Origin of the sequence: Dickeya oryzae (genome assembly GCF_020406815.2) — a bacterium.
Lineage (GTDB): Bacteria > Pseudomonadota > Gammaproteobacteria > Enterobacterales > Enterobacteriaceae > Dickeya > Dickeya oryzae.
The window spans coordinates 3,792,820-3,816,540 of the sequence record NZ_CP162670.1; the positions used below are offsets into that span (position 1 = coordinate 3,792,820).

Here is a 23,721-nt window from a genome sequence, read left to right on the forward strand (position 1 = left end):
GATTCTGCTTATGAATGTGATGGTCTATTACTGGCATTCTTCATCGAAAACATGTTTTCCCCCATACGCACATCGTTTTCAGGAATATTGAATACCTTGTAATAGCGAACGAAAACGATAAACGCGGTGAGCAGCGATACCACGGCAAAACCAATATCCAGTAGAATGATGTATTTCAATTCAATCTTGGATAAATAACCGGTGATAATCGGAATCACGAAATTAGCCAGGCCGCCCATCAGCATATAAAGACTGGTGACTTTTGCTTTGCTTTTTGGGAAGAACTCGGACATCACAGAAACGCCCAGTTGTAATAACCCACCGGCCGCAGAGAAGCCGATAACAAATGCGCCGACGTTACAAACCAGCGCAGAGGGATACAGATAAATCACCGTGCTGGCTACCACCGCCAACGCGGAGTTGAACACGTTGGCCCAGACTGGGCGAACCATGCTTTTCAACAGCAGAGCGAAGACGAATACGCACACCAACGATCCCATGCTGTAATAAGAAATGGTCTTCAACGCGTCGGTTTCCGCCATACCGGCATAGGCGACGGCATATTTCGGCATCCAGACCACGATGACGTAAAAGGTGGAGAAGATGGCAACGCCGAATACAATCGATGCCACACCTTCCAGCCAGACCAGCGGCTTCTGGTTCATCTGCGGCAAGTCTTTGATGGCATTGGCATCCGCCGTCTGGCTCGGGAATTTACTCCTTACTATAAGCAGTGATACCAGCAGGAACGCGATCCCCGGCAGGACAATGCCGTAGCCGTACCAGATATTGCTGGTGAGCAGGTAGCCGACCAGGACCGGATAGAACATTTGTCCGAAAGAAATCATTGCCTTGAGTAGAATAACGGCCGAACCGGACGTTTTGGGATAAGCCTCCATCAATGCCGGATAAGCGCCGGTATCCAAGGCCGCGTTGGCCACACCCACGCAGACCGCGAGAATAAAAGCAACGATCAGGTTGGGGCTGGAAGGAATACCGAAAAAGAACAGTAAATACAGCGCCACCCCGATAAGAATTGACACGCGGCGGCCGAACTTATCGGAAATCACCCCGAAGAACAAAATACTGACCAATCTTCCCAGGCCAATACCTGAAATAAGATAGGCGATGCCTGCATTATCAGTTCCGAATTTTGCCGCCAGACTCGTCATATTCTGCGCCAGGGTGATGACGCTAATGCCATGAAGAAAATAGCTTAGATATATGCCGATAACAGCTAATAAAAATGGCGAATTGAAGGCCTTATTATGGCTCATGCTTCTCTCCGTTTATAGTGATTTTTTCATTGCACAGTTTTCATTGCATCATGTTCATCGCACAAGTCGTGCCTTGTTGCACAAATTGCTCCGGCAGTCTTATTTCTCTTATTTACTCCCCATGAGTTATACGCCCATGAGTTATACGCTTCGTAAAATATTGCTAAATTACTCTCTGTATTTAATGTACTCAGCCTGGGGAATAATGAACACGCAATATAAGGTTTTCGTTGCAAACTTTATTGCAGGGAACGACAGACCTCATTCAGTCAGCGTGTTGAAGATTTGTTTTCTCTTTTACAAAATCACCACATCACGATGACCAAAAGCACTACCCTAAACACCAACAAGACAGAATAAAATAATGCGACACGCTTCAAATTTATTTTTATGATTCGTGTGTGAATAAGTTTTTTTCATGCCAACTATCGCCACGCTCAAAAAACAGCACATTGTTATTGTGAGCCAGCTGGCATTAATACATAAAAGAGAAAAATGAGATGAAGTGACACCTATCTCCCACCTTATAACTCACGAGGCGAGAGACAACAAAGCCGCTTTCAAGTAACACTCTATTTACCTTTCCCTCCTGTATTTCATATTCAAAAAGACATGCTATTTTGCAGTTCACCATAATAATGTTGCAAACAGGACAAAGCGGCCTCGTTTTTACGGTCATACCCGTGTACACCATGACATAAATCCCACAGATAATCTGATTCTCATATATTTGCGGTATGTGGGTATTATCAACCGTATCGTTAGGCTACGCTCGTAACCAATACGGTAGTACCACCGGCAGTGATAGGCGCTTCATTGATCTGACGAGAACCCGAATGAACTTAAAACAACTACACTATTTCAAACGACTGGCAGAAAAACAGCACTACACGGAAGCGGCATCCAGCCTGAACATTACCCAACCCTCGTTGAGCCATGCCATCTCTGAGCTGGAAAAAGAACTGGGGGTCGCTCTGTTTGAACGGCATGGGCGCAACGTTCGAATTACCCAGAGCGGGAAACTCTTTTTACCTTATGTCGAAGGTGCGCTGCTTGAATTGGAAAATGGCCGCACGGCGCTGAGGAAAATGTGCGCGCCCCACGATGAAATCATCAATCTGGCGTTTATTTACACCATGGGGGAAACCGTGGTGCCGCAATTGATCGATCGTTTTATTCACATTCCAGACAATGCGCATAAACGCTTCGCTTTTTTTCAGGGCACCACACTGTCGATCGTGCAGGATCTCAAGGAAGATAAATTTGACATGGCGCTGTGCTCCCATATTCCAGACGAGTCAGACATTGACTTTATCCCGGTGATCAGTCAGGAACTGGTGCTGGTGACCTCACGCGACCACCCACTGGCGCAACACCATCGCAGTGAAATCGATCTGGAAGACGCCATCGCCTATCCGTTCATCTTTTTCTCCCAGAAAAGCGGGCTGCGGCAGTTTATCGACAAAATCTTCATGCAGAAAAAACTGATCCCGGAAATTGCCTGCTATGTGGAGGAGGATACGGCGATGGTGGGCCTGGTTAGCATCAACTACGGTGTCGCGATCATGCCACGTATCAGCACACTGTCGCACTCCAATGTACAGGTGATGAAAATTCGCAATCCAGGCCAGACGCGCTACGTCTATCTGGCGACACACAAAGAACGGACGCTGTCGCCAGCAGCGGAATCTTTTAAGCAGTTCATCCTGAGCACCTGCCAGTCGATAGCATTGGCATGACGGTGTCGACGTCAGGGAACTGAAATAAACGAAAGTGGCCGTAGCCTCCCAGCGGACCTCAGGCACCAATCTGATTCATACTGATGGAACAGCGACGGGCTTCCATATCGCGGTAGCCAATAAACAGTGCGGTCAGAAAACCTGCCGCCGCCAGGCCAACGTCAAACCACATAATGCTGGCGATGCTGAGTTGCGACAACCGGGCAGTGACCAACGGAATCGTAAAAGTCGCCAGACTCCCCGCGCTGTAATAAATGGCGGTGGCTTTCCCTTTAGCATTAGGAAAACGCCGCGCCATCAGCGTTAACCCCAGTTGTAACACCCCTCCCGCCGCAGAAAAGCCGATCACAAAGGCAAACACGATCACCACCTTCACACTGGGATACAGGCACACCACCAACAACGCGATGAAAGACAGGAAGGTGCAACCTATCAGCACCAGACTCGAATGGGTACCGTTTCTCGCCAGTCCCGCGATAATCACCACGCCAGACAGCGAACCGATGGTGTAGAGACTCAGCAACTTGATTGCCATTTCATAAGGCATGCCCGCCACAAACTGCCCGTACTGCGACAACCATTGACTGATCAGGTAGAACGTTGCCATAGCGATGTAACCGTAGAAGGTAAAACTGGCGAGATCCAGCATGGCACAGGCATGGTGTTCTTGCTCCGCCAGCACTGGCTTAATCTGGGCGTCGGCCCGTTTGGCCTTATCGGTTTGCGGATGATGTGGTGGAAACGGATACCGGAACAGGCACACCGCGTTTAACATCATGATGCCAGCAGCCAGCAGGAACGACCAGCCGAACCAAAGATTAGCCCACACCAGTACGCTTATCACCAACGGCAGAAGAAACTGCCCACCGGAGACAAACGCTTTGATCAGGATGTTGGCGGTACCTGGACTGTTGGGAAACGCCTCCATCAGTGACGGATAAGTCCCGGAATCCAGAAAACTGTTGGCCACGCCAGCCAGCAACCCAAAGCAGTAAGCCACGATAATATTGGTCGTGCCGAGGATACCCAAAAAAAACACCAGATAGCATGCGATACCAAGATAGATAAAAGGCTTACGACCAAATCTATCGGACAGCGTACCGGCAATCATCAACAGGCTTAGCCGACCAATCCCCAACGAAGAAATGACCACAGATACCCCAGCGGCATCGGTGTGCCATTGCTGTTCCAGATGGTGCATATTCAAGCTCATCAGGATAACGCCCATACCATGTACCAGATAATTGAGGTACAAGCCAAATGCCGTTGGTATATAGGGATTTTTCATACAAGACCTTCGGTTCAGAAAAGGATGCTGTCATTAAGCGGCATGTCCTTATTCCCCCCGGATACCCATTCATCAATGGGTATGATACAGAGAGAGCGCAGCCTTCTCATGGCACATCACCTGGCGTCATGCAGACAAAAAAACTACGGTCTTGTCTGCCCATAAGGCACATTTCATTTCAGGTATTCCATACCTTTTTCATGCTATCAATTCATTCTCAAAATAAATAATTCCTTTTTTAGTCACAATTCATAGATTCTTTCTATAGTGAAATTTCATGAACCACTGCACATAAAAAAATGAATTATTCGAATTTACTCATACAAATAAAAACACAAATGCAACATCTCAATCGTTATTTAACAGCATTTTTGGCTATAAAAAATGCCTTAACTATTAACAGACAATACCCTTACGTATTGGCAGCAAAGAAAGGGTATCTGTCCATGCTTTTCATTATGAATGTGTGCATTACCCTGGCCTTCGAAAAATAAAATGCAAGATTGTATGTTTTCTTATAAAAAAGGGGAAATACCCGTTTCTCTTGCCAATCAGTCTTTCTTCATAATAATGGTTTACATATTTTTCCGATGGCCAAATTCATTCACGAGACAAAACCTGATGTCTGAGCAACACCGCTGACCACACCAGATTATACCGAGCTACACCGGACTATACCTAACTACACCGATGCTCTACCAATGCCTTCACCTCCAGGCACCTGCGCTACGCCCGTATCTGGCGCGCAATGGCGCTATGTCTGGCGGTATCCACATAGGTGTTAGCCATTAACACAATCGCTCCAGATCACGCGAATAAAGCTCATTGGCGACGGATTGGTACACTTTCCACTCCAGGAAATCGCCATCGGGATAAACAGAAAGGAAATCATTAAAATCGGTAAAGGAACGCATGGTGTTATTGCCAATGCGGTTATTTATCTTTTCAATTATTGCGCTAATTCTCCGCCTTCTCTCCTGATTCATTGATTCAAACTGCTCAACAATCAATAAAGGTATTTCCCGTTCTCCCCGTTCCCACATGACCCACTGTTCGTTATTCCTATCGTTAGCAATATAGTATGCAGCCTCATCCACACTCAATAGAAAAAGCTGGCGCATTGCCAGTAGTTCAAGATGATTCATGATGCATGACTCCGAAATTACCAGGGTGAGAGAGGAATTAAATATCACCTTCATTCTTAAGACGGTATGATCATTATCACACTATCCTGAAGAAAATAGTGTGGCTATCTCTCGTCATATTTCAAGAGACAAGACAGTGGCGTGCAAGATAGTGGGGTGTAAAATAACGAATCGGGATATAAGCCGGAACAATATTGCTCCGGCTCATACCGTCATAAAGCACGCAGATACCTTATTCCCGGCCCTGCGCATGCCAGACAATCTTCGTGACTTTCCAGGTTTTAAGAATATCGTCGGATGGCATCAACCCTTCAGGGCCATTCCAGTCGCCAGAAAACAGGTAACTCACGTGTTTACCCTGCGGTGCCACACACTCTACACTGCGAGCATCCGCGCCTTGTCCCGGCTGACAAACGCCAAACGCTTTGCTGTACAGTGAGCTGAACTCATCACCGATTTTTACGCCCCACTCGCTGGCGATAGCGTTATCCGTTACGGTCACTTGCTTTACCTGGCCTTTTGGCGCGCCGCTGATTTCCAGTCTGACGCTGTCATCCTTAAGTGCTTCATAGAGAGAAACCAGTTTACCGTTACGGGTTTCCATACCACCACGCAGGCGATAGTCGCCATCCAACGCCTTATCCAGAGCAGACTCCAGCATGGGAGTAGAGGCATTAATATCACCCACGCCCGCGTCTGACACCGTCAAGCGGTGACCAAACCAGTTGAACGGCGACAGACTGGACCAGGAAAAACCGGACAGGGTGCTGCACCCAGCCAGCAACAGCGGGAAAGCCAGAAACAACGGACGCACTTTTGTCACACTCGACTCCTCAACATAAAACGGTGCCGACCCACAGTCGTCAGCCCATATAGTGCTGGCTGTTGGAGTCCGCCCCCGGCAAAAAGTGCCGTAAATATTCGCGCGGGTTTATTCACGGCGCGCACAATGGCGCCAAGATTACCATTGTTCAGGCTGGCCGGGGACCATTTCAACCTGATAACGCCGTCATCAGATAAAAACGCCGCCGACCAGTGGAAGAACATCAGCGAAACGCCGCCAGATCGATGTGGTAGTGGAACAAATCGGCCAGTTCCTGTTGGTGAGTCACTGCAATGACGGTGCAATCCGGCAATGCCTGGCGGATGACCCCCAGCAAGTGTCGGGCAGCATACGGGTCGAGATGGCTGGTGGCCTCGTCCAGATACAGGTGATCCGGGCGATTAATCAGCGCCCGTGCCAGCGCCAGTCGTTGACGCTCACCACCGGAGAAGACCCGATCCCAGTTCATCTGCTGTTGTAACCGCTCCCCCCAGTCACCGAGACCAACCTGATCCAGTACCTGACGCAGCGCGGTTTCATCATCCAGCGGCGCATGTGGATAACACATCACCTCCGCTAATGTCCCCTGCCCCAGATAGCTCTGCTGCGGCAGCAACAGCGGTGTACCGCGTCCCACTTGCCAGGCCCCCTCGTAATAGGGCCACAATCCGGCCAGCGTACGCAACAGCGTCGATTTTCCCAATCCACTGTGACCAGAAAGGCAGTTCCAACTGCCGGGTACGCACTGGAAGGTCACGTTGCGCAGCAGCGGCTGTCCCTGTGGTGTGGAGAAACTGAGCCGTTCGACATGCAGCTGATCCCCCTGCACCAACGGCATCGCCGTATCCTGATGCGCGTCGATTTCCCGCCGAAACTGATCCAGACGCGTCATGCTGGCAGACAGTTCTACCAGTGAGTAGTACACCCGAATAAACCAGCTCAGTGCGCCATGTACCTGACCGAACGCGCTGCGGATCTGCATCAGGCCGCCCAGCGTCACCGTCTTGCTGAGGAATGCAGGCAACGCGGCGAATACCGGTACGATCAGGCTGACACGGGTATAGCCGACGGTGAACAGGCCCAGATTACGCTCGGCGTTCATCAAGGCGCGCCAGTTACTGACAATCGAAGCAAAATAGCTGCCGAGTTGGCGTTTTTCCTGCTGCTCGCCGCCATACAGCGCAATCTGCTCTGCACTGTCGTGCTTACGCAACAGTGAGGCACGGAAATCGGCTTCCGCCTGCTGCTTATGGTAATTGATACCGTGCAGCCGCTTGCCAATCCACTGGGTAATCAGGCTCCCCAACAGGGTGTAGAGCACCGCGACCCACACCAGATAGCCGCTGACCGTGACGCTATGCCCCCACAACGTAAACTGCTGCACGCCGGACAGGTCCCACAGGATCACCAGAAACGAGCACAATTGGGCGAAAGTGATGATAAACGACACGGACAGCCGTACCGTTTGGGTGACGAACAGGTCGACATCCTGCGCGATACGCTGATCCGGGTTATCCACCTTACCGCTTAGCGACAGGCGATAAAACGTGCGTTTCGCCAGCCAACTGTCGATAAACGCCGCTGTCATCTGTTCACGCCAGCGAATGATTAACAGTTTGGTCAGCCACTCCTGATACACGAAGATACCGATATAAATCAGGATATAGAGGCAATATTCTTTGATAAGACGGTAAAGCAGACTGCTATCGAATGCTCCCAACGCATCATAAAAGGTCTTGCTCCAGTCATTGATACGCACGTTGAGGTACACAATACTGCCGCCCATCGCCACGATCGTGGCCAGCAACAGCCAACATTGCCAGTAACGCCGATCAAGCCAGAATGGACGACATAACAGGGCAAACGCCTGCAGAAAGGTGCTCACGATTTTTTCTCCTGCGGCAGCGTGATGGTCGGCAGTGTGATGTACAACACCTGATTTTGCGGATGCCACAACCGGGACGCCGCGTCGCGCACCGCCTCAACGGTGATAGCGGGTGCCAGGCTATCGAGTTGGGTCAGATAGCGGGGGTCGTGATAATTGCGGTAACTCAGTATCAACCGGGACATCAGGGTGGTGATGTCTTCCTGACGGGCACGTTCGCTGTGAATAAACTGTTTGCGCTCCTGTTCAACATCCTGCGGCGTGATGCGCGTCGCCAACGTTTCCAGCACCTGCTGGGCGTTATGCCTCAACGCCTGCGCCCGTTGCGGCGAGGTGGTGAAACGCAGCTCAGTTTCAATGCGCTGGCTCTTATCATTCAGGCGGCTTTCCATCTTCAGGTTGTACACACCCTGCGCCTCATCCCGCAGGCTGGCCTTGAGATAACGCGCCGCCAGCCGGGCGGCGATATTCACTTGCACCGCCTGCTGCGGCGTCCAGGTTTGGGGTGAAAAACTCCACAGATAAACATCGGCTCTCGGCTCCAGATTGATAGCCGAAATACGCTCACGCTTCCCGTCCTGCGCCAGATGTGGCGGGCTTTCCCCCACAGACTGACGAGGCAGTGACGCCAGATAGCGCTCCACCAGAGGGCGTAATTGCTCTGTCGGTAGGTCCGCCAGCAGGTAATAGGTAACCGGTGCCGCCACCGTCTGCCGCCACTGTTGCGCCAGTTGTTCGCCAGTCACCGCATCCAGTTGTGCTGGTGTCGGGAAAGGCAGACCGGCTTTGCCAAACTGCAATTCGGCACTCTCCCGCTCCCGCTGGGCGCTAATGCTCTGCTCGCGGGTAATCTGCTGACGTTTCAGTGTCGCCAGGCTCTCGCGCAGATCACCTTCGTCGATACCCGCCGAGCGATTCATCACATGATACAGATGCAGCAACGCCCCCAACTTATCGGGGCTCGTACTCCCGCTCCAGCGCAGTTCATCTGGCTGATAATCCAGACTGAGGGAGAGTTTTCGTGCTTTTTTCCAGTCGTTCAAATCACGGCCTTTCCATCCCGCAGGCCCGCTTTGGCTGATCAACTGGGCGGCAAGTTGAGACAGCCACGGTTCACGCCCCGGAGCCATAAAACCAGCAGACGACAGCATGGTCAGTGATACTGTTTTGCCAGCCTGAGGCGTGCGTAGCCACACCAGACGATCACCATTCGCCAGTTGCCACTCTTCCACCTTCTGCTCCGGGAAGAGACGTACACTGATAACCTCGCCACGGCCTTCGCTCGGCGGCAGTACGGGCGCAACCCGCTTCATTGGCAGTTGTAACGGTGCCAGCTCACGCTGCGCGACCGACTGACGCTGTTGCTCGATCGCTGCCGCTGACGGCGGCGTGAACGGCAGGCTGCCGGGAACACTGAACTGAACCAATTGATCTGGCGACGACAACCAGCGTTGCAGGCAGGCGTTAATATCATCGGCTGTGATGGTTTTCAGTACCGCCAGCGCCTGTTGCCCCAACAGTTGCTTACCGATGTAAGGACGATCTTGCTGCCAGGGCACCACCAGTTGTTGTACCCAATCGGAGAACTCGCGCTGCTCCGGCGTCGCTGCCATGTTCTCTGCCGATTGGCGCAACTCGTCCTTGATTGCGGTGATATCCGGCTCGTGAAGCGGATAACGCTGCAAGCGAGCAATTTCTTGCAGCACGGTATTAATCCCTTGCTGATGCCCTTGCGGCAGCACCGAAGCAAACAGCCCCAGCGCTACCGTGGTCGTGCCGATATCAGACTTGCGCACCACCAGACTGCTGACTGCCGAAGACGAAGAGAGCGGCTGACGCTGCACCTGCCGGCTCAGGGCATCCAGCGTTATCTGGTTAATCAGACGACGGCGCATCCCCTCTTCCCCTGTCGCTTTGGCCGCAGCGTCATCAAAACGGAACACGAATGACACCTGGCTAACGCTGCTCTGACTGTCTTGCAGGCGCGCCACATGCAGTTGCGGGCGCAACGTCGGCTCATACGACGGCCGCGATGGGATCGGCGTGTCCGGCAGACTCCCCATCACCTGCGAAATCGCCTGTTTTACCTGCTCGGGCTGCAGGTCGCCTATCACGATCAGGCGCATATTACGGGGGTGATACCAGCGGTCATAAAAACGGCGCAGCACCGTCACCGGCGTGTTCTGAATAGAAGCTTCCGTGCCGATAACCGGTCGCTCGGGATAACGAGAACCATGCCTGATGGCAGCGACCCGCTGCTGATTCATGCGCTCTGCGACCCCGAGCTTGCCGCGCCACTCCTCCAGAATCACCTGGCGCTCGCGCTGCCAGTCCTCCGGTTCGAAACGCGCTTGTCTGGCTATCTGCGCCAACACGTTCAGCGCCAGCGTCAGCGAGGCTTTCCCCGCCGGCGGACTCAACATGTACATCGTGCGCTCGTAGTTAGTCATGGCATTGTAGTGCTGCCCACGGATCCAACCCTGTTGCCCCAGCGTTTGTGCCAGTCCGGCCGGATAATCCTGAGTAGCGCGAAACACCATGTGCTCAACCATATGCGCGACGCCGGATTCACCGTCCTGCTCATCCAACGACCCCGATTCGACCAGCAGCCGGATATCCAGCCGTTGTTGTTGACCGGCTAACGGCACAAGGGTGTAACGCAAGCCATTAGCCAGTTGCCCTTCGGTGATCACCGGTAACGGGCTGGTAACGGTTTGCGCTGATGCCAGCGTGCTGAACAGCCACAAGCCGATAATGCCAATCCAGCGTGATGTCATTTTTTTCATCAATTACTCAATCATGGATGCATAAAATAGAAAAAACAGTTCGATAAACCATTGTGTTACTGCCAGGTAATCGTGTTATTGCCGGGTAATCGTGTTACTGACAGAGAATGGTATTACCGCTAGGGAAAGCACCATGCCCGGCGGCAAGTCATTACCAGTTGTACGCAACACCCAGCCAGAACTGGCGTCCCAACTTGTAGGTCACCGTATTGCTGGTTGACTCCTGCGAGGTGGCGATCACGTTGTCGAACACGTTGATCACATCCAGCGTCAGGTCCAGCGACTGGTTTTTGTAGGTCGGCAGCGAGTAATTGAAACGCCAGTCATAAGAGAGGTAATCCTGATATTTGTGCTCGGTATACAACGTGGCGCTACCGCTGTAATCACCACAGGCACTGACACGACTGGTGTTGCCGGAGCAGGTTACGCTGCTGGTGCGGTAGCCTTTGTAGCCCGAGGTATAGGTCAGGTTATGATCCCAGTTCAGGCGAATGGCCGGGAAATAGGTATTGACGTTCAGCGCAATCGACCACGGCGTGTTGTAGTCCAGTGCATCCATGTCACGGCGATCGGTCAGGCGTCCTTTAAAGATCACCTTGCTGTCGTCCATGTTGCTCTGGTCGTAATAAATCTGTGAGCTGGTCTTGTTATCCGCCATGCTGGCGCTCAGTCCCCAGCGAATGTCCGCGTATTTCAGTTTATACGGGCTGATCGGTTCTACTGTCAGCGACACGGTATTGCCTTCGGTACGTGCATCATTGGTCAGGTAGTAATAGCGTTGACCGCTGCTATCGGTTTGGCTGCTGCGGCCAAACTGGTCACGCCCCTGGCGATTCACCCATTTCAGCGTCCAGACGGTGTCATACACCCGTTGCGACAGCCCCAGCGACAACTCATCGCTGTACGGCGTTTTCAGGTCGGAAATATCGTAGTCATATGTGCCATAGCTGGTCGTGCTGTTCGTCCAGGCGCTGTTGGCATTGGTTCGATTCTGCACCACCGACTCGTTGATTCCGGAACGCAGTTTGTACGCCAGCATATTCTGGGCGTAGTAGCGGTTGGCACCGCCGAAAACACGGGTAGCACGATCGCCAAACACATCGTAAGAGGCCGCCAGACGCGGGGCGATATTGAGGTTTTTAAGGTAGTCGTCATACTGCAGGCGCACGCCCGGCGTTACCTCCAGGTTCTTGTAGCTGACGCTATCTTGCAAATACAGCGCATAATTAACGTAGTTCCCTTCAACCTGACGCGCTGGATACAGCGTGCGGCTGCGGAAATACTGTTCACGGTTGATACAAAACGCATCGCCAGTCTGACACACAACGCTGGTACTGATGGTTGGTGTGCTGCGGCTGGTATACACATCGCTAAAACGGCGGTATTGGGCGTGATAAGAATCAACCTGCCAGCCCATATCCCACTGATGGCTGGTTCCCCATAAAGCCAGTGGGTTTAGCTCGTAATCCTGTTTGAACGTGAAGGTGCGCTTCTCGGTGGCATACTTGCCATAACCGCCGATCCCGGATAACTGCGAGGTATTTCCCGCCACACCAGTGCCCCAATCCACAACGTTGGATACAAACCGGGATGTCCGGTTATAGCGATACCAGGACTGGTAAGTATCCGCTTCGTGTTCAATACGGTTTTCTTCAGACTGATACCCGGCAAGGCTGCTGACTTTTCCCCAGTCGGCGTTGTGTTCCCATTCGATATTGCCGCGATAGCCGCCGCCGGTATTGGTATAACCGCCGTTTTTAATGTCTTTCTTGTAATAGCCGGACTCATGCGGCGCGTACATCCCGGTAAGGCGAAAAACATCGCCGTTATCCGCCAGATAAGTGCCTTTAAGCAAATAGGTTTCCGCCTCACGAGTCTGTTTGACCCACTCATCCATCACACTGTTGTAAAAAGGAATGGTCGACTGCTGACGGTTATAGGCAAAAATAAATCCGGCTTTATCGCTTAATGGCTGATTAAAGGTGGCCGAATAAAAATGCTTGCGGAATTTCGGCTGATAATAGAGCTGACTGGCGGAATAAAAGTCACCTTCAATATCGTCGTCAATGTGATAGCGGGCCCAACTGTCGCGAGTGGTGCGATAAGAAATTTTGCCGGAAGCGCGATCCAGTTTCGGGTCTTTTAATTTGGCATCGACCACACCGCCGGTAAAATCACCATATTTCGCAGAGATATTACTGTCGAATACCTGTAACTGCTCGATCAACTCCGAATTAACCCAGAAGGATTGCGCGCCACCGGCAGGCAAATCCGTTGGCGAATAACCATCCGGCGTATTAGTCAATTGACCGTTATTGGCTCCTGGGTTAATCACATTATTATTGGATAACCCATCGATCATGTAGTTATTCTGGTAAAACTTTTCGCCATGGAAAGACACGTTTTCCGGCGCCAATTCACCTGGCGTCGTACTGCTATCAAGATCATTTGAAAACCGTACGTTTGGGTTGGAACGCAGTAATTCAGTAACGCTACCGTTACGTGTCGGCCGACGCTGAATCTGCTCGCTATTAATAATTTGCGTTCCCATACTCTGGCTGGTGGGCGTGGAACGCACCAGAATCGTATCTTCATCGGCTGGCTTTTTTTCTGCCGTCACTGGTTTATCCGTAGCGGTATTTTCCGCCTGTGTTGTCTGTTCGGCAGCCGTCACCGTTGATGATACGCCCAGTATCATCATCAAATAGAGATGCTTATTCATGTCAGTATTTCCTGTACCCTGATGATATTGAAAAAAAACGATCAATTCTGAAGTTCGATATGACCACTCAATCGAAAAATGACTGACACGGTCTGATCGGTGGCGGGTGAGCCCGCCTGATAACGCCAGCGCGCCATATCTTTGATAACGTCGCTGCTGAACATGCCGTCGGGGTTTTCTGATAGCACCCGAATGTTGGTCACCGTGCCGCTGGACGTCACGTCAAAGCGCAATCGCACCTGACCCTCCACCCCCATTGAACGTGCCCGAACCGGGTAGCTCACCCGACGCTGCAACGCCTTGAGCACGTCGTTTTGACTACTTCCTGCGCCACGACTGGCCTGCCCTTGAGTGCTTTCGCCCTGCGGCGCAGCCTGACCACCGGCTGACATACTGGCGGACACCGGCGCGGTAGCGCGATCTCCCTGCCCGGCAAACGGTGCCTCAGCCTTCACCGGCGTATCCCGGCTATCACTGCGCACTGCCATCGGCATGTTTCGGACATCAGTTTTTTCACTCGCCCGCACCGGTGTGGCATCAACTGGCGTACGCGGTGTTTCCCGCGGTTTTTCCGGTGGTTTTTGCGGGCGCGTTTTCGCCGCAGTCTCAGCCGACACCATACGCACTACCGCGCGTTCATTGACCGGCACCGCCGACGCAGCAGCAATAGCGTTTTTTTCTGGCACGGTAGGCGTTTCTGGCACAGTAGGTTTTTCAGGCACGGTAACCGGCTCGACACTCGGGGAAGGTTCAGGGTGTGAAGAAAACAGCCGCACCGAATGAGGCGAAAATGACGTGACATGCATACTTGCCGCGCTTTCCCCGGCACGCCCAGCCTGCAGCACAACCTGTTCACGAGACACCACGCCCCACAACAAGGCCCAGAGAACCGACAGGTGTACCGCGACAGACAGCAGAAAAGAGTGCGTGACTTTCAAAGTAATACCATGTTTTATTTATAAAAATAGTCATCGAGCCATGAACAAGGCAACGGTATGCCAGCCACCCTGAACTCCCCAATCGGCCCACACAAATGTAAATATTTATTGATAATGGTAATTATTTTACAAATGATATTCATTATCAATAAATATTTACAACGAGGATGACGATCACGGGATTGCAGAACGTGGAAACGACGGCAAAAGAACGTGGCGCAAGCGCGCTTACAGAAAGGAGGGGGAAAAGAATGTGGCCGAGACGCGCAGGAAAATCAGGCGAGCTGGCATCGCCTCTTCGTTATCAGCCGACGATGTACCAGCGGAATTTAATACTCCTGATCTTCAATCAAACGCTTACCCAGCGTAATGCTATCAACCAGGTCGTAATTCATCTTTTCATACATGCTGATGACGGCCGTGTTGTTCTGGCGCACCATCAGGTGAATCTTCGGGCAACCACGCGCGATCAGTTTTTTCTCCAAACGGCTGATCAACGCATTGGCGATACCACGGCCACGGTAATCAGGATGCACCCCCAGATAGTAGGCAGAACCGCGATGCCCGTCGTAGCCGCCCATCACGGAACCCACGACCTCACCGCCCACTTCCGCCACCAGAAACAGGTCGGGGTCATGGTTGAGCTTACGCTCAATATCCATTTCCGGATCGTTCCAGGGACGCAGCAAATCACAACGCTCCCAAAGGGTGATCACTTCTTCAAAGTCATCTTGCCTGAATATGCGGATTTCCATTGCTGCTCGCCATCTAGAGTCAATCGGTTATTCCTGATTATCCCGCGATTCATCGCAGACGCAATATCTCCGTCATACACTTTTCAACCGCAGGCTGATAATTCATGCCAGCGACATTTTCGGTAATGGGCGACGTGGCGAAGTCCGATATACTAAGGCCAGAATCAGCCCGGGCAGGAAATCCGCCCTCACTGCCTTTCACTATCATGATAAGGGACATTATGAGTTCACCGGACACCAACGCTATCAAGCATTTTCTGCTCGGTTTGCAAGACACCCTGTGCCGACAACTGGAACTGGCGGACGGCACCGCCAGCTTTATGGAAGATGCCTGGCAGCATGCCTCCGGCGGCGGTGGGCGTAGCCGTGTTCTGCGTCAGGGGCGTGTATTTGAACAAGCTGGCGTGAACTTCTCTCACGTTTCGGGTGCATCGCTGCCACCCTCTGCCAGCACCCATCGTCCCGAGCTGGCAGGACGCAGTTTCCAGGCGATGGGCGTGTCGCTAGTCATCCACCCGCTTAACCCTTATGTGCCAACCAGCCACGCCAATGTCCGCTTTTTCATCGCCGAAAAACCGGGTGAACCGGCGGTATGGTGGTTTGGCGGCGGGTTTGATCTCACCCCGTTCTACGGTTTCGAAGAAGACGCCGTCCACTGGCACCAGACCGCGTTTGACTTGTGCCAGCCATTTGGCGATGACGTTTACCCGCGCTACAAGAAATGGTGCGATGATTACTTTTTCCTCAAACACCGTAACGAAGCGCGTGGCATCGGTGGCCTGTTCTTTGATGACCTCAACACGCCGGATTTCGACACCAGCTTTGCTTTCATGCGCGCAGTCGGTGAAGGGTTCCAGCACGCCTATCTGCCTATCGTTAATCGCCGCAAAGATATCCCGTGGGGCGAGCGGGAGCGTCAGTTCCAGCTCTACCGCCGGGGCCGTTATGTGGAATTTAATCTGGTATGGGACCGGGGGACCTTGTTCGGCCTGCAAAGTGGTGGCCGTACCGAATCTATTCTGATGTCGATGCCGCCGCTGGTACGCTGGGAATACCAGTACCAACCCGAGCCAGACAGCCCGGAAGCCTCGCTGTACCGGGACTTTTTACCCGCTCGCGACTGGCTGGGTGTCGCAACATCGCCGGAGTCACACGGATGAGTGCCATCTGGGTCGATGCCGACGCGTGCCCTAACGTCATTAAAGAGGTGTTATACCGTGCAGCCGATCGTACCTCGACCCGGCTGACACTGGTGGCCAACCAGCCGCTCAGAACGCCGCCGTCACCACACATCCACAGCCTGCGCGTGGCCGCAGGGTTTGATGTTGCGGATAACGAAATTGTGCGTCGTGTCCAGCCAGGCGATCTGGTGATCACCGCCGATATTCCGCTTGCTGCTGAAGTGCTGGCAAAGCAGGCTATTGCTCTTAATCCACGTGGCGAGCGCTACACCGCGGATACCATCCGCGAGCGGCTGACCATGCGGGATTTCATGGATACGCTGCGCGCCAGCGGCGTACAGACCGGTGGCCCGGCGGCACTCAACCAGCGTGACCGCCAACAGTTCGCCAACGAACTGGAGAAGTGGTTACGCCAACAGGCGTAAAAAAACCGGCAGGGTGACCTGCCGGTTTCGTTGTTCTCGCAGTAATCAGGACGATTACAGCGGTGCGGTCTGTGCTTCCACAACAGCCAGTGCGACCATATTGACGATACGACGAACAGAAGCGATCGGCGTCAGGATATGTACCGGTTTCGCCACGCCCATCAGTACCGGCCCGACGGTCACGCCTTCGGAAGAAGAAACACGCAGCAGGTTATAGCTGATACGCGCAGCTTCCATGTTCGGCATGATCAAAATATTAGCCGCCCCTTTCAGCGGGCTGTTCGGCATCTGTTCACGACGAATGGCTTCCACCAGCGCGGCATCGCCGTGCATTTCACCATCGATCTGCAACTCCGGCGCCATCTTGTTCACCAGTTCCAGCGTCGCACGCATTTTCTTCGCCGTCGGCGAATCAGAGGTGCCGAAGCTGGAATGCGACAGCAAGGCCACTTTAGGCTCAATACCAAAACGGCGTACCGTGTCGGCGGCCATCAGCGTAATTTCCGCCAGCTGTTCTGGTGTCGGATCCGGGTTGACGTAGGTATCGGCGATAAAGGTGTTACCGCTCGGCAGCAGCAACGCGTTCATCGCGCCCGCCACATGCACACCGTCACGGTAGCCGAACACTTTCTCTACCACACCGAAATGTTCTTCGTAATTACCGACCGTCCCGCAGATCATCGCATCCGCTTCACCGCGATGGACCATGATAGAGCCAATCAGCGTCGGGTTAGCACGCATATCACGCTGCGCCTGTTCCTGAGATACACCACGGCGCTTCATCATCTCGAAGTATTCAGTCCAATAGGCTTTGAAACGTGGGTCGGACTCGTTATTGACCACTTCGAAGTCTTTACCAATGGCTATTTGCAAGCCCAGTTTCTGAATACGTTTTTCGATAACACCAGGGCGACCGATCAGTACCGGGAATGCCAGCCCCAGCGACACCAGTTCCTGCGTTGCATGCAGCACACGCGGGTCTTCCCCTTCCGCCAGTACCACACGTTTTGGCTGGGTACGAGCCTGAGCGAAGACAGGCTTCATGAACAGGTTGGTTTTGTAGACGAACTGCGTCAGCTTCTCGATGTAATCATCGAAGTTTTCAATCGGGCGGGTTGCCACGCCGGAGTCCATCGCCGCTTTCGCTACCGCCGGTGCAATCTTGATGATAAGGCGTGGATCAAACGGTTTCGGGATCAGATATTCCGGCCCGAAAGAGAGATCCTGATCGCCATAGGCAGACGCAACCACATCGCTCTGCTCCGCCAGCGCCAGGTCTGCAATGGCATGCACGCAGGCCAGCTTCATCTCTTCATTGATGGTGGTCGCCCCAACGTCCAGCGCGCCACGGAAAATAAACGGGAAGCACAGTACGTTGTTAACCTGATTCGGGTAGTCAGAACGGCCAGTACAGACGATAGCGTCCGGACGCACTTCTTTTACCAGCGGCGGCAGAATTTCTGGTTCCGGATTCGCCAGCGCCATGATCAGCGGGCGCGGTGCCATGGTTTTCACCATGTCCTGAGTCAGCACGCCCGGGCCAGAACAACCGAGGAAAATATCCGCGTTCGGGATAACATCCGCCAGTGATCGGCTGCCATTGTCGTCAATCGCATAGGCCGCTTTGGTTTCCGCCATATTGGCTTCACGACCCTTGTAGATAACACCGCGGGAATCACACACCACGATGTTTTCACGTTTCAGGCCCAACGCCACCAGCAGATTGAGGCAGGCAATCGATGCCGCACCCGCGCCAGAAACCACCAGCCGGACATCGGCAATCTGTTTTTCTACCACGCGCAACCCGTTGAGTACCGCTGCGGTACAAATGATAGCGGTGCCGTGTTGGTCGTCGTGGAATACCGGAATCTTCATGCGCTCGCGCAGTTTCTGCTCGATATAGAAGCATTCCGGGGCCTTGATGTCTTCGAGGTTGATACCACCGAAAGTCGGCTCCAGTGCGGCGATCACATCGATCAGCTTGTCAGGATCCTGCTCATCCACTTCGATATCAAATACATCGACGCCGGAGAACTTCTTGAACAGTACCCCTTTACCTTCCATCACCGGTTTACCGGCCAGTGCGCCGATATTACCCAGCCCCAGCACGGCGGTACCGTTGGAGATCACCGCCACCAGATTACCGCGAGCGGTGTATTTGTAAGCAGCCAGTGGGTCTTGCGCAATTTCCAGACAAGGCGCGGCAACGCCCGGTGAGTAGGCCAGCGCCAGGTCGCGCTGAGTTGCCAGCGGCTTCGTCGGGGAGACCTGGATTTTTCCCGGCACCGGATATTGATGGAAGTCCAGTGCGCTTTGCTTGAGTTGTTCATCCATAGCTAATTACCTTGTCTTCTTGCTTTGTTTGTAGGGTAGTGGGCTACCCAGTCTATCGTGTCTGTCATTTGCGAAACCATGAAGCATTACAAAATCCGCGCCGGAATACCGCTTAATATAGTTAATTAATGAGAGTGAAAATCACTCAGCGCCATACGCCCTCACAACCTGTGACAACGCGCATATCCGCGATAACCCCGCGTGATGCGCCGGGCAAAAAAAGCAGAACATGCCAGAAAAAACGCCACTTACCCCTCAATTTATCCAACCCGACGGCAGATGGCGTACAGATTAGCTATGCTTAGCCAGTGTTACGGCATGACGGGGTCAGCTCTGCCGATGGCTGCGCAATCAGAAAAAACGCATGTCATTCCACCACAGAATCCTGCAGTGTGATTCCGCCACATTTATCTTCCGGGAGCTAAGCCATGAACCAGCTAGACGCATTGAAACAATTCACTGTGGTAGTGGCAGACAGCGGCGATATCGAATCGATTCGCCACTTTTCACCGCAGGACGCTACCACTAACCCCTCACTCATTCTGAAAGCCGCCAGCCTGCCCGCGTATCAATCACTCTTTGCCGATGCACTGGCGTATGCCCGCCAGCAAGGCGGCACGAAAGAGACACAACTCATCAACGCCAGCGACCGCCTGGCGGTCAACATCGGGACGGAAATTCTCAATAGCATTCCTGGGCGAGTCTCCACCGAAGTCGATGCCCGCTTGTCGTTTGATCGCGGCATGTGTGTGGCGAAAGCCCGTAAACTGATCGCGATGTATGAGGAAAAGGACATCCATCGTTCGCGTATTCTGATTAAGCTGGCCGCCACCTGGGAAGGGATCTGCGCCGCCGAAGAGCTGGAAAAAGAAGGGATAAACTGCAACCTGACGCTGCTGTTCTCATTTGCTCAGGCTCGCGCGTGTGCCGAGGCGGGTGTCTATCTGATTTCGCCGTTTGTCGGCCGTATTTACGATTGGTATCAGGCCCGACAGCATTCTGCCGACTACAACGCCGAACAGGACCCCGGCGTACTGTCCGTACGACGTATTTACGAGTACTACAAACAGCACCGCTACCGCACTATCGTGATGGGGGCCAGCTTCCGCAAGGTGGAACAAATCCTGGCATTGGCCGGATGCGACCGTCTGACCATCGCCCCGGCGTTGCTGGAACAGTTGAAAAACAGCACTGCACCGGTAGAACGCCGACTCAGTCCGTCAACCGAAGGCTTCCATCAGCCAGCGCCACTGTCGGAAACCGAATTCCGCTGGCAGCACAATCAGGATCCTATGGCGGTAGAAAAACTCTCTGAGGGTATTCGCCTGTTTGCCGCAGACCAGCAGAAACTGGAAGATCTGCTCGCCGCCCAGCTATAAGCCCGCAGAATCACCAAACGACACGGGGCCTGTCGGCCCCGGATAGCGAGATTGCTCCATTCCCTACGGTTAGCGAGCGTTGGCGAACCAGCCATTAATCTGTGCGTGCTGCAACAACATGATGGTTTTGCCATCCTTAATACGGCCATCTTTGACCATCGCCATCGCTTCACTGAATGGCAACTCCAGCACTTCGATATCTTCGTCTTCCACACCACCGCCGGAAGTCCGTTTTTGCGTATCGTCGTATTCCGCCGCAAAGAAGTGCAGCAGCTCAGTGACACCACCCGGCGACATATAGGCTTCAAACAGCTTTTCCACCTGACCAATCCGGTAGCCGGTTTCTTCGATAGCCTCATTACGGATGCACTGCTCCGGCGATTGATCGTCCAGCAGGCCAGCGCAGGCCTCCAGCAACATCCCGCTTTCATTACCGTTCAGATAGGTCGGCATACGGAACTGACGGGTCAGCACCACTGTGCCTTTAGCCCGGTTATACAGCAAAATCGTTGCGCCATTACCACGGTTGTACACTTCCCGCATCTGACGCACCGTACCACCGTTTTTTCTCTTCAAATCAAATACGTATTTATGCAAAACGAACCAGTGATCGGATAGCAGCTTCTTCTCAACGATAGTAATCGGCGCAGACATAATGGTATCTCGGTATCAAAAATCAGCTTCAGATAATAGGCCGGGCATCACCCAATTGCACGTGATCATCCGGTGAAAGCAAAAAGTCAGACACACAAAAACAAAACGCCCCCGACACACGGAGGCGCAATGGAAAACGCAATCAATAAAGAACCGGCGGGCATTATCCCAGCAACGTATCCACAACCAGATACAGGTTGAGCGCAACCACCATACACACGATCACTTTACCCGTATTCTGCACCCGGCGACTGTTGACCAGGTTTCCCATCAAATCGCGGTTACCGGTAAACACCAACAGTGGGATCAGCGCCAGTGCAATACCGAAGCTCAACAGCACCTGGCTTAATACCAGCACCCGGGTCGGATCCATACCGCACAGAATCACGACAAAGGACGGCAGCATGGTCACCACACGGCGAACCCACAATGGAATATGAAAACGCACAAAGCCTTGCATCACCACCTGACCGGCCAGGGTTCCCACCACGGTAGAAGACAGACCAGCCACCACCAGACTCAGACCAAAAATGGTTGCTGCTGCCTGCCCTAACAGGGGTTTGAGCGTCAGATACGCCTGATCCAGCTCTGCAATCGAGGTGTTACCGCTAAAGTGAAACGCCGCCGCCGCTGTCGCCATCATGGCCAGATTGACAAACCCGGCGATAGTCATCGCCACCGCGACATCCACCTTGGTGGCGGAATAACGTTCAGCACGGGTGATGTGACTTTGCTGCTGCGTCAGCGACGAATGCAGATAGATAACATGCGGCATGATGGTAGCACCCAGCACACCGGCCGCCAGTAATACCGCATCGGAACTCGGCAAACTTGGCACCACCATGCCTTTTGCCAGCGATGCCAGTTCAGGACGAGAGAAAATCAATTCAACGATGTAGGCCGCAGCGACGAACATCAGTAACCCGCCGATCACCATCTCCAACGGCTTCTGCCCACGTTTTTGCAACATCAAAATCAGAAAGGTGGCAATCCCGGTCAGGATAGCGCCTTCCAGCAACGACACGCCAAGCAGCAACTTAAAGCCGATAGCCGCACCGATAAACTCGGCGAGATCCGTCGCCATCGCGATGATCTCGGCTTGTATCCAGTAAGCCCAGACCACAGGTTTAGGAAAACGATCGCGAATATGCTCCGCCAGATTCTTGCCGGTCGCGATCCCCAGTTTGGCAGAAAGCAACTGGATTAACATCGCCATCAGGTTAGCCCATACCACCACCCACAACAGCTGGTACCCGTAAGCAGCACCCGCCTGAATATTGGTGGCGAAATTACCGGGATCGATATAACCGATCGCCGCGATAAAGGCCGGCCCCATCAGCGAAAGTTTGAGCTTTCTTGACGTTCGGCTGACTGATTCCACTACACGACTCCCCGGCATATGAGTAACCCTTCTAATGCTATTGTTTTGCTACTGTCGCAAAGTTGATAATGATTATCAAGTGCATTTAGAATGAAAGAAATGATTGCTCTGATAGGTAATGATAATGATGCATCTACCCGGCAAGTAACACCGGTTTTAACACATAAAGATTAACAAAATATAAACACAAAAACGAACAATGAATAACGGACTAACGAATTTGTTTCACAACATGGCACGGGGGAAAGTGGGGAGAACAGCGGGAAGGAAAATGAGGGAAGAAACCGTAACACAGAAACCCCGGGAAGACGCCGTTAGCCGCTTCCCGGAGCACGAACAGACGTTACTCTTTTGCTTTAGACACGGCGACCATCGCCGGACGCAACAAACGACCGTTCAGGGTATAGCCTTTTTGCATCACCATCATGACATGGTTTGGTTGATGCTCGGCAGATTCGAGCAGTGTCATCGCCTGATGTACGTCCGGATTAAACGGCACGTTCACCTCAGCCACGACCTCGATGCCGAACTTGCTCACCGCAGAAAGCATCGCTTTTAGCGTCAGCTCAACCCCTTCAATCATGCCGGACAGCGCTTCGTTCGACTTATCCGCCATTTCCAGCGCACGCTCCAGGTTATCAATCACTGGCAGCATTTCTCCGGCAAACTTCTCCAGAGCGAATTTATGCGCTTTTTCCACGTCCAGTTCGGCACGACGACGGACATTCTCCATCTCGGCACGGGCGCGTAATGCGGTTTCACGTTCACGCTGCTGAAGCTCGCTCAGTTGCGCTTCCAGTTCGGCAATACGCTCTTCACGCGGGTCAGCGACATCCGTCGTCTCTGGCACGGCATCCGCTTGCTGACCTTGCGCTGCTTCCTTTTGATCCAAGACTTGCTCGTCAGGCGACTTCTGTTCTTTACTACTCATGAAATTCTCCGCGTTTTTCGCATTCATCTCGCTAGTTCGCTTATTATGGGGATCAAAACCGGGGTTTCAAGGGAACCA

At 52.9% G+C, this 23,721-nt stretch carries 17 protein-coding genes; 4 read left to right on the plus strand and 13 right to left on the minus strand.

Annotated features, from left to right (window positions below):
- Window positions 1-8: 8 nt before the first annotated feature.
- Window positions 9-1,277, minus strand: coding sequence for an MFS transporter (locus LF929_RS16620; protein ID WP_226093013.1), 1,269 nt, complete (start codon window positions 1,275-1,277; stop codon window positions 9-11).
- An 836-nt stretch (window positions 1,278-2,113) separates the two neighbouring features.
- On the opposite strand from LF929_RS16620, the gene LF929_RS16625 reads away from it, so the two are divergent.
- A complete protein-coding gene (locus tag LF929_RS16625) occupies window positions 2,114-3,016 on the plus strand; it encodes a LysR family transcriptional regulator (protein ID WP_226093014.1) in 903 nt (300 codons plus the stop codon).
- 58 nt (window positions 3,017-3,074) lie between these two features.
- Here LF929_RS16625 and LF929_RS16630 read toward each other — a convergent pair whose 3' ends face one another.
- The 8 genes from LF929_RS16630 to LF929_RS16665 all read right to left on the minus strand — a co-directional run bounded on the left by LF929_RS16630 (window position 3,075) and on the right by LF929_RS16665 (window position 15,358).
- Window positions 3,075-4,304 (minus strand): MFS transporter, encoded by a 1,230-nt coding sequence (locus tag LF929_RS16630; protein ID WP_210175264.1) that lies wholly within the window; start codon window positions 4,302-4,304, stop codon window positions 3,075-3,077.
- Between the two features lie 788 nt (window positions 4,305-5,092).
- A complete protein-coding gene (locus tag LF929_RS16635; protein WP_226093015.1) occupies window positions 5,093-5,449 on the minus strand; it encodes a DUF1870 family protein in 357 nt (118 codons plus the stop codon).
- Between the two features lie 232 nt (window positions 5,450-5,681).
- Window positions 5,682-6,272, minus strand: coding sequence for an RpoE-regulated lipoprotein (locus LF929_RS16640; protein ID WP_210175266.1), 591 nt, complete (start codon window positions 6,270-6,272; stop codon window positions 5,682-5,684).
- A gap of 223 nt (window positions 6,273-6,495) precedes the next feature.
- Window positions 6,496-8,157: an ABC transporter ATP-binding protein/permease gene (locus LF929_RS16645; protein ID WP_038907144.1), complete on the minus strand. Its 1,662-nt coding sequence runs from the start codon at window positions 8,155-8,157 to the stop codon at window positions 6,496-6,498.
- Entirely contained in the window at window positions 8,154-10,943 is a 2,790-nt protein-coding gene (locus tag LF929_RS16650; protein ID WP_226093016.1) for a pitrilysin family protein, read from the minus strand. Before LF929_RS16650 ends, LF929_RS16645 begins: the two co-directional genes overlap by 4 nt.
- Window positions 10,944-11,094: 151 nt before the next feature.
- Entirely contained in the window at window positions 11,095-13,665 is a 2,571-nt protein-coding gene (locus tag LF929_RS16655) for a TonB-dependent siderophore receptor (RefSeq protein ID WP_210175269.1), read from the minus strand.
- 41 nt (window positions 13,666-13,706) lie between these two features.
- Window positions 13,707-14,603 (minus strand): TonB family protein, encoded by an 897-nt coding sequence (locus tag LF929_RS16660; RefSeq protein ID WP_210175270.1) that lies wholly within the window; start codon window positions 14,601-14,603, stop codon window positions 13,707-13,709.
- A gap of 329 nt (window positions 14,604-14,932) precedes the next feature.
- Window positions 14,933-15,358, minus strand: a complete 426-nt coding sequence (locus tag LF929_RS16665; RefSeq protein ID WP_016942301.1) for a GNAT family acetyltransferase — start codon at window positions 15,356-15,358, stop codon at window positions 14,933-14,935.
- A 221-nt stretch (window positions 15,359-15,579) separates the two neighbouring features.
- Between LF929_RS16665 and hemF the strand changes: the two genes are divergently transcribed.
- Both hemF and LF929_RS16675 read left to right on the plus strand, forming a co-directional pair.
- The gene (hemF, locus tag LF929_RS16670) at window positions 15,580-16,518 is read left to right on the plus strand and encodes an oxygen-dependent coproporphyrinogen oxidase (RefSeq protein WP_210175271.1); all 939 of its coding nucleotides are present in this window, start codon (window positions 15,580-15,582) and stop codon (window positions 16,516-16,518) included.
- Window positions 16,515-16,964, plus strand: coding sequence for a YaiI/YqxD family protein (locus LF929_RS16675; RefSeq protein ID WP_016942304.1), 450 nt, complete (start codon window positions 16,515-16,517; stop codon window positions 16,962-16,964). The genes hemF and LF929_RS16675 overlap by 4 nt, the downstream gene beginning before the upstream one ends.
- A 54-nt stretch (window positions 16,965-17,018) precedes the next feature.
- Here the strand turns inward: LF929_RS16675 and maeB are convergent, their stop codons facing one another.
- Window positions 17,019-19,298, minus strand: coding sequence for an NADP-dependent oxaloacetate-decarboxylating malate dehydrogenase (gene maeB, locus LF929_RS16680; protein ID WP_012883512.1), 2,280 nt, complete (start codon window positions 19,296-19,298; stop codon window positions 17,019-17,021).
- A 428-nt stretch (window positions 19,299-19,726) separates the two neighbouring features.
- Here maeB and tal point away from each other — a divergent pair, with 428 nt between their 5' ends.
- On the plus strand, window positions 19,727-20,677 hold the full coding sequence (tal, locus tag LF929_RS16685) for a transaldolase (RefSeq protein ID WP_210175272.1): 951 nt from the start codon (window positions 19,727-19,729) through the stop codon (window positions 20,675-20,677).
- Between the two features lie 69 nt (window positions 20,678-20,746).
- Here the strand turns inward: tal and nudK are convergent, their stop codons facing one another.
- The 3 genes from nudK to grpE form a co-directional block, all read right to left on the minus strand.
- Complete coding sequence (gene nudK / locus LF929_RS16690; protein WP_210175273.1) at window positions 20,747-21,331, minus strand: GDP-mannose pyrophosphatase NudK; 585 nt, start codon at window positions 21,329-21,331, stop codon at window positions 20,747-20,749.
- A gap of 163 nt (window positions 21,332-21,494) precedes the next feature.
- Window positions 21,495-22,730, minus strand: a complete 1,236-nt coding sequence (locus tag LF929_RS16695; RefSeq protein WP_210175274.1) for an Nramp family divalent metal transporter — start codon at window positions 22,728-22,730, stop codon at window positions 21,495-21,497.
- Window positions 22,731-23,055: 325 nt separating this feature from the next.
- Entirely contained in the window at window positions 23,056-23,643 is a 588-nt protein-coding gene (gene grpE, locus LF929_RS16700; protein WP_038907138.1) for a nucleotide exchange factor GrpE, read from the minus strand.
- Window positions 23,644-23,721 lie beyond the last annotated feature (78 nt).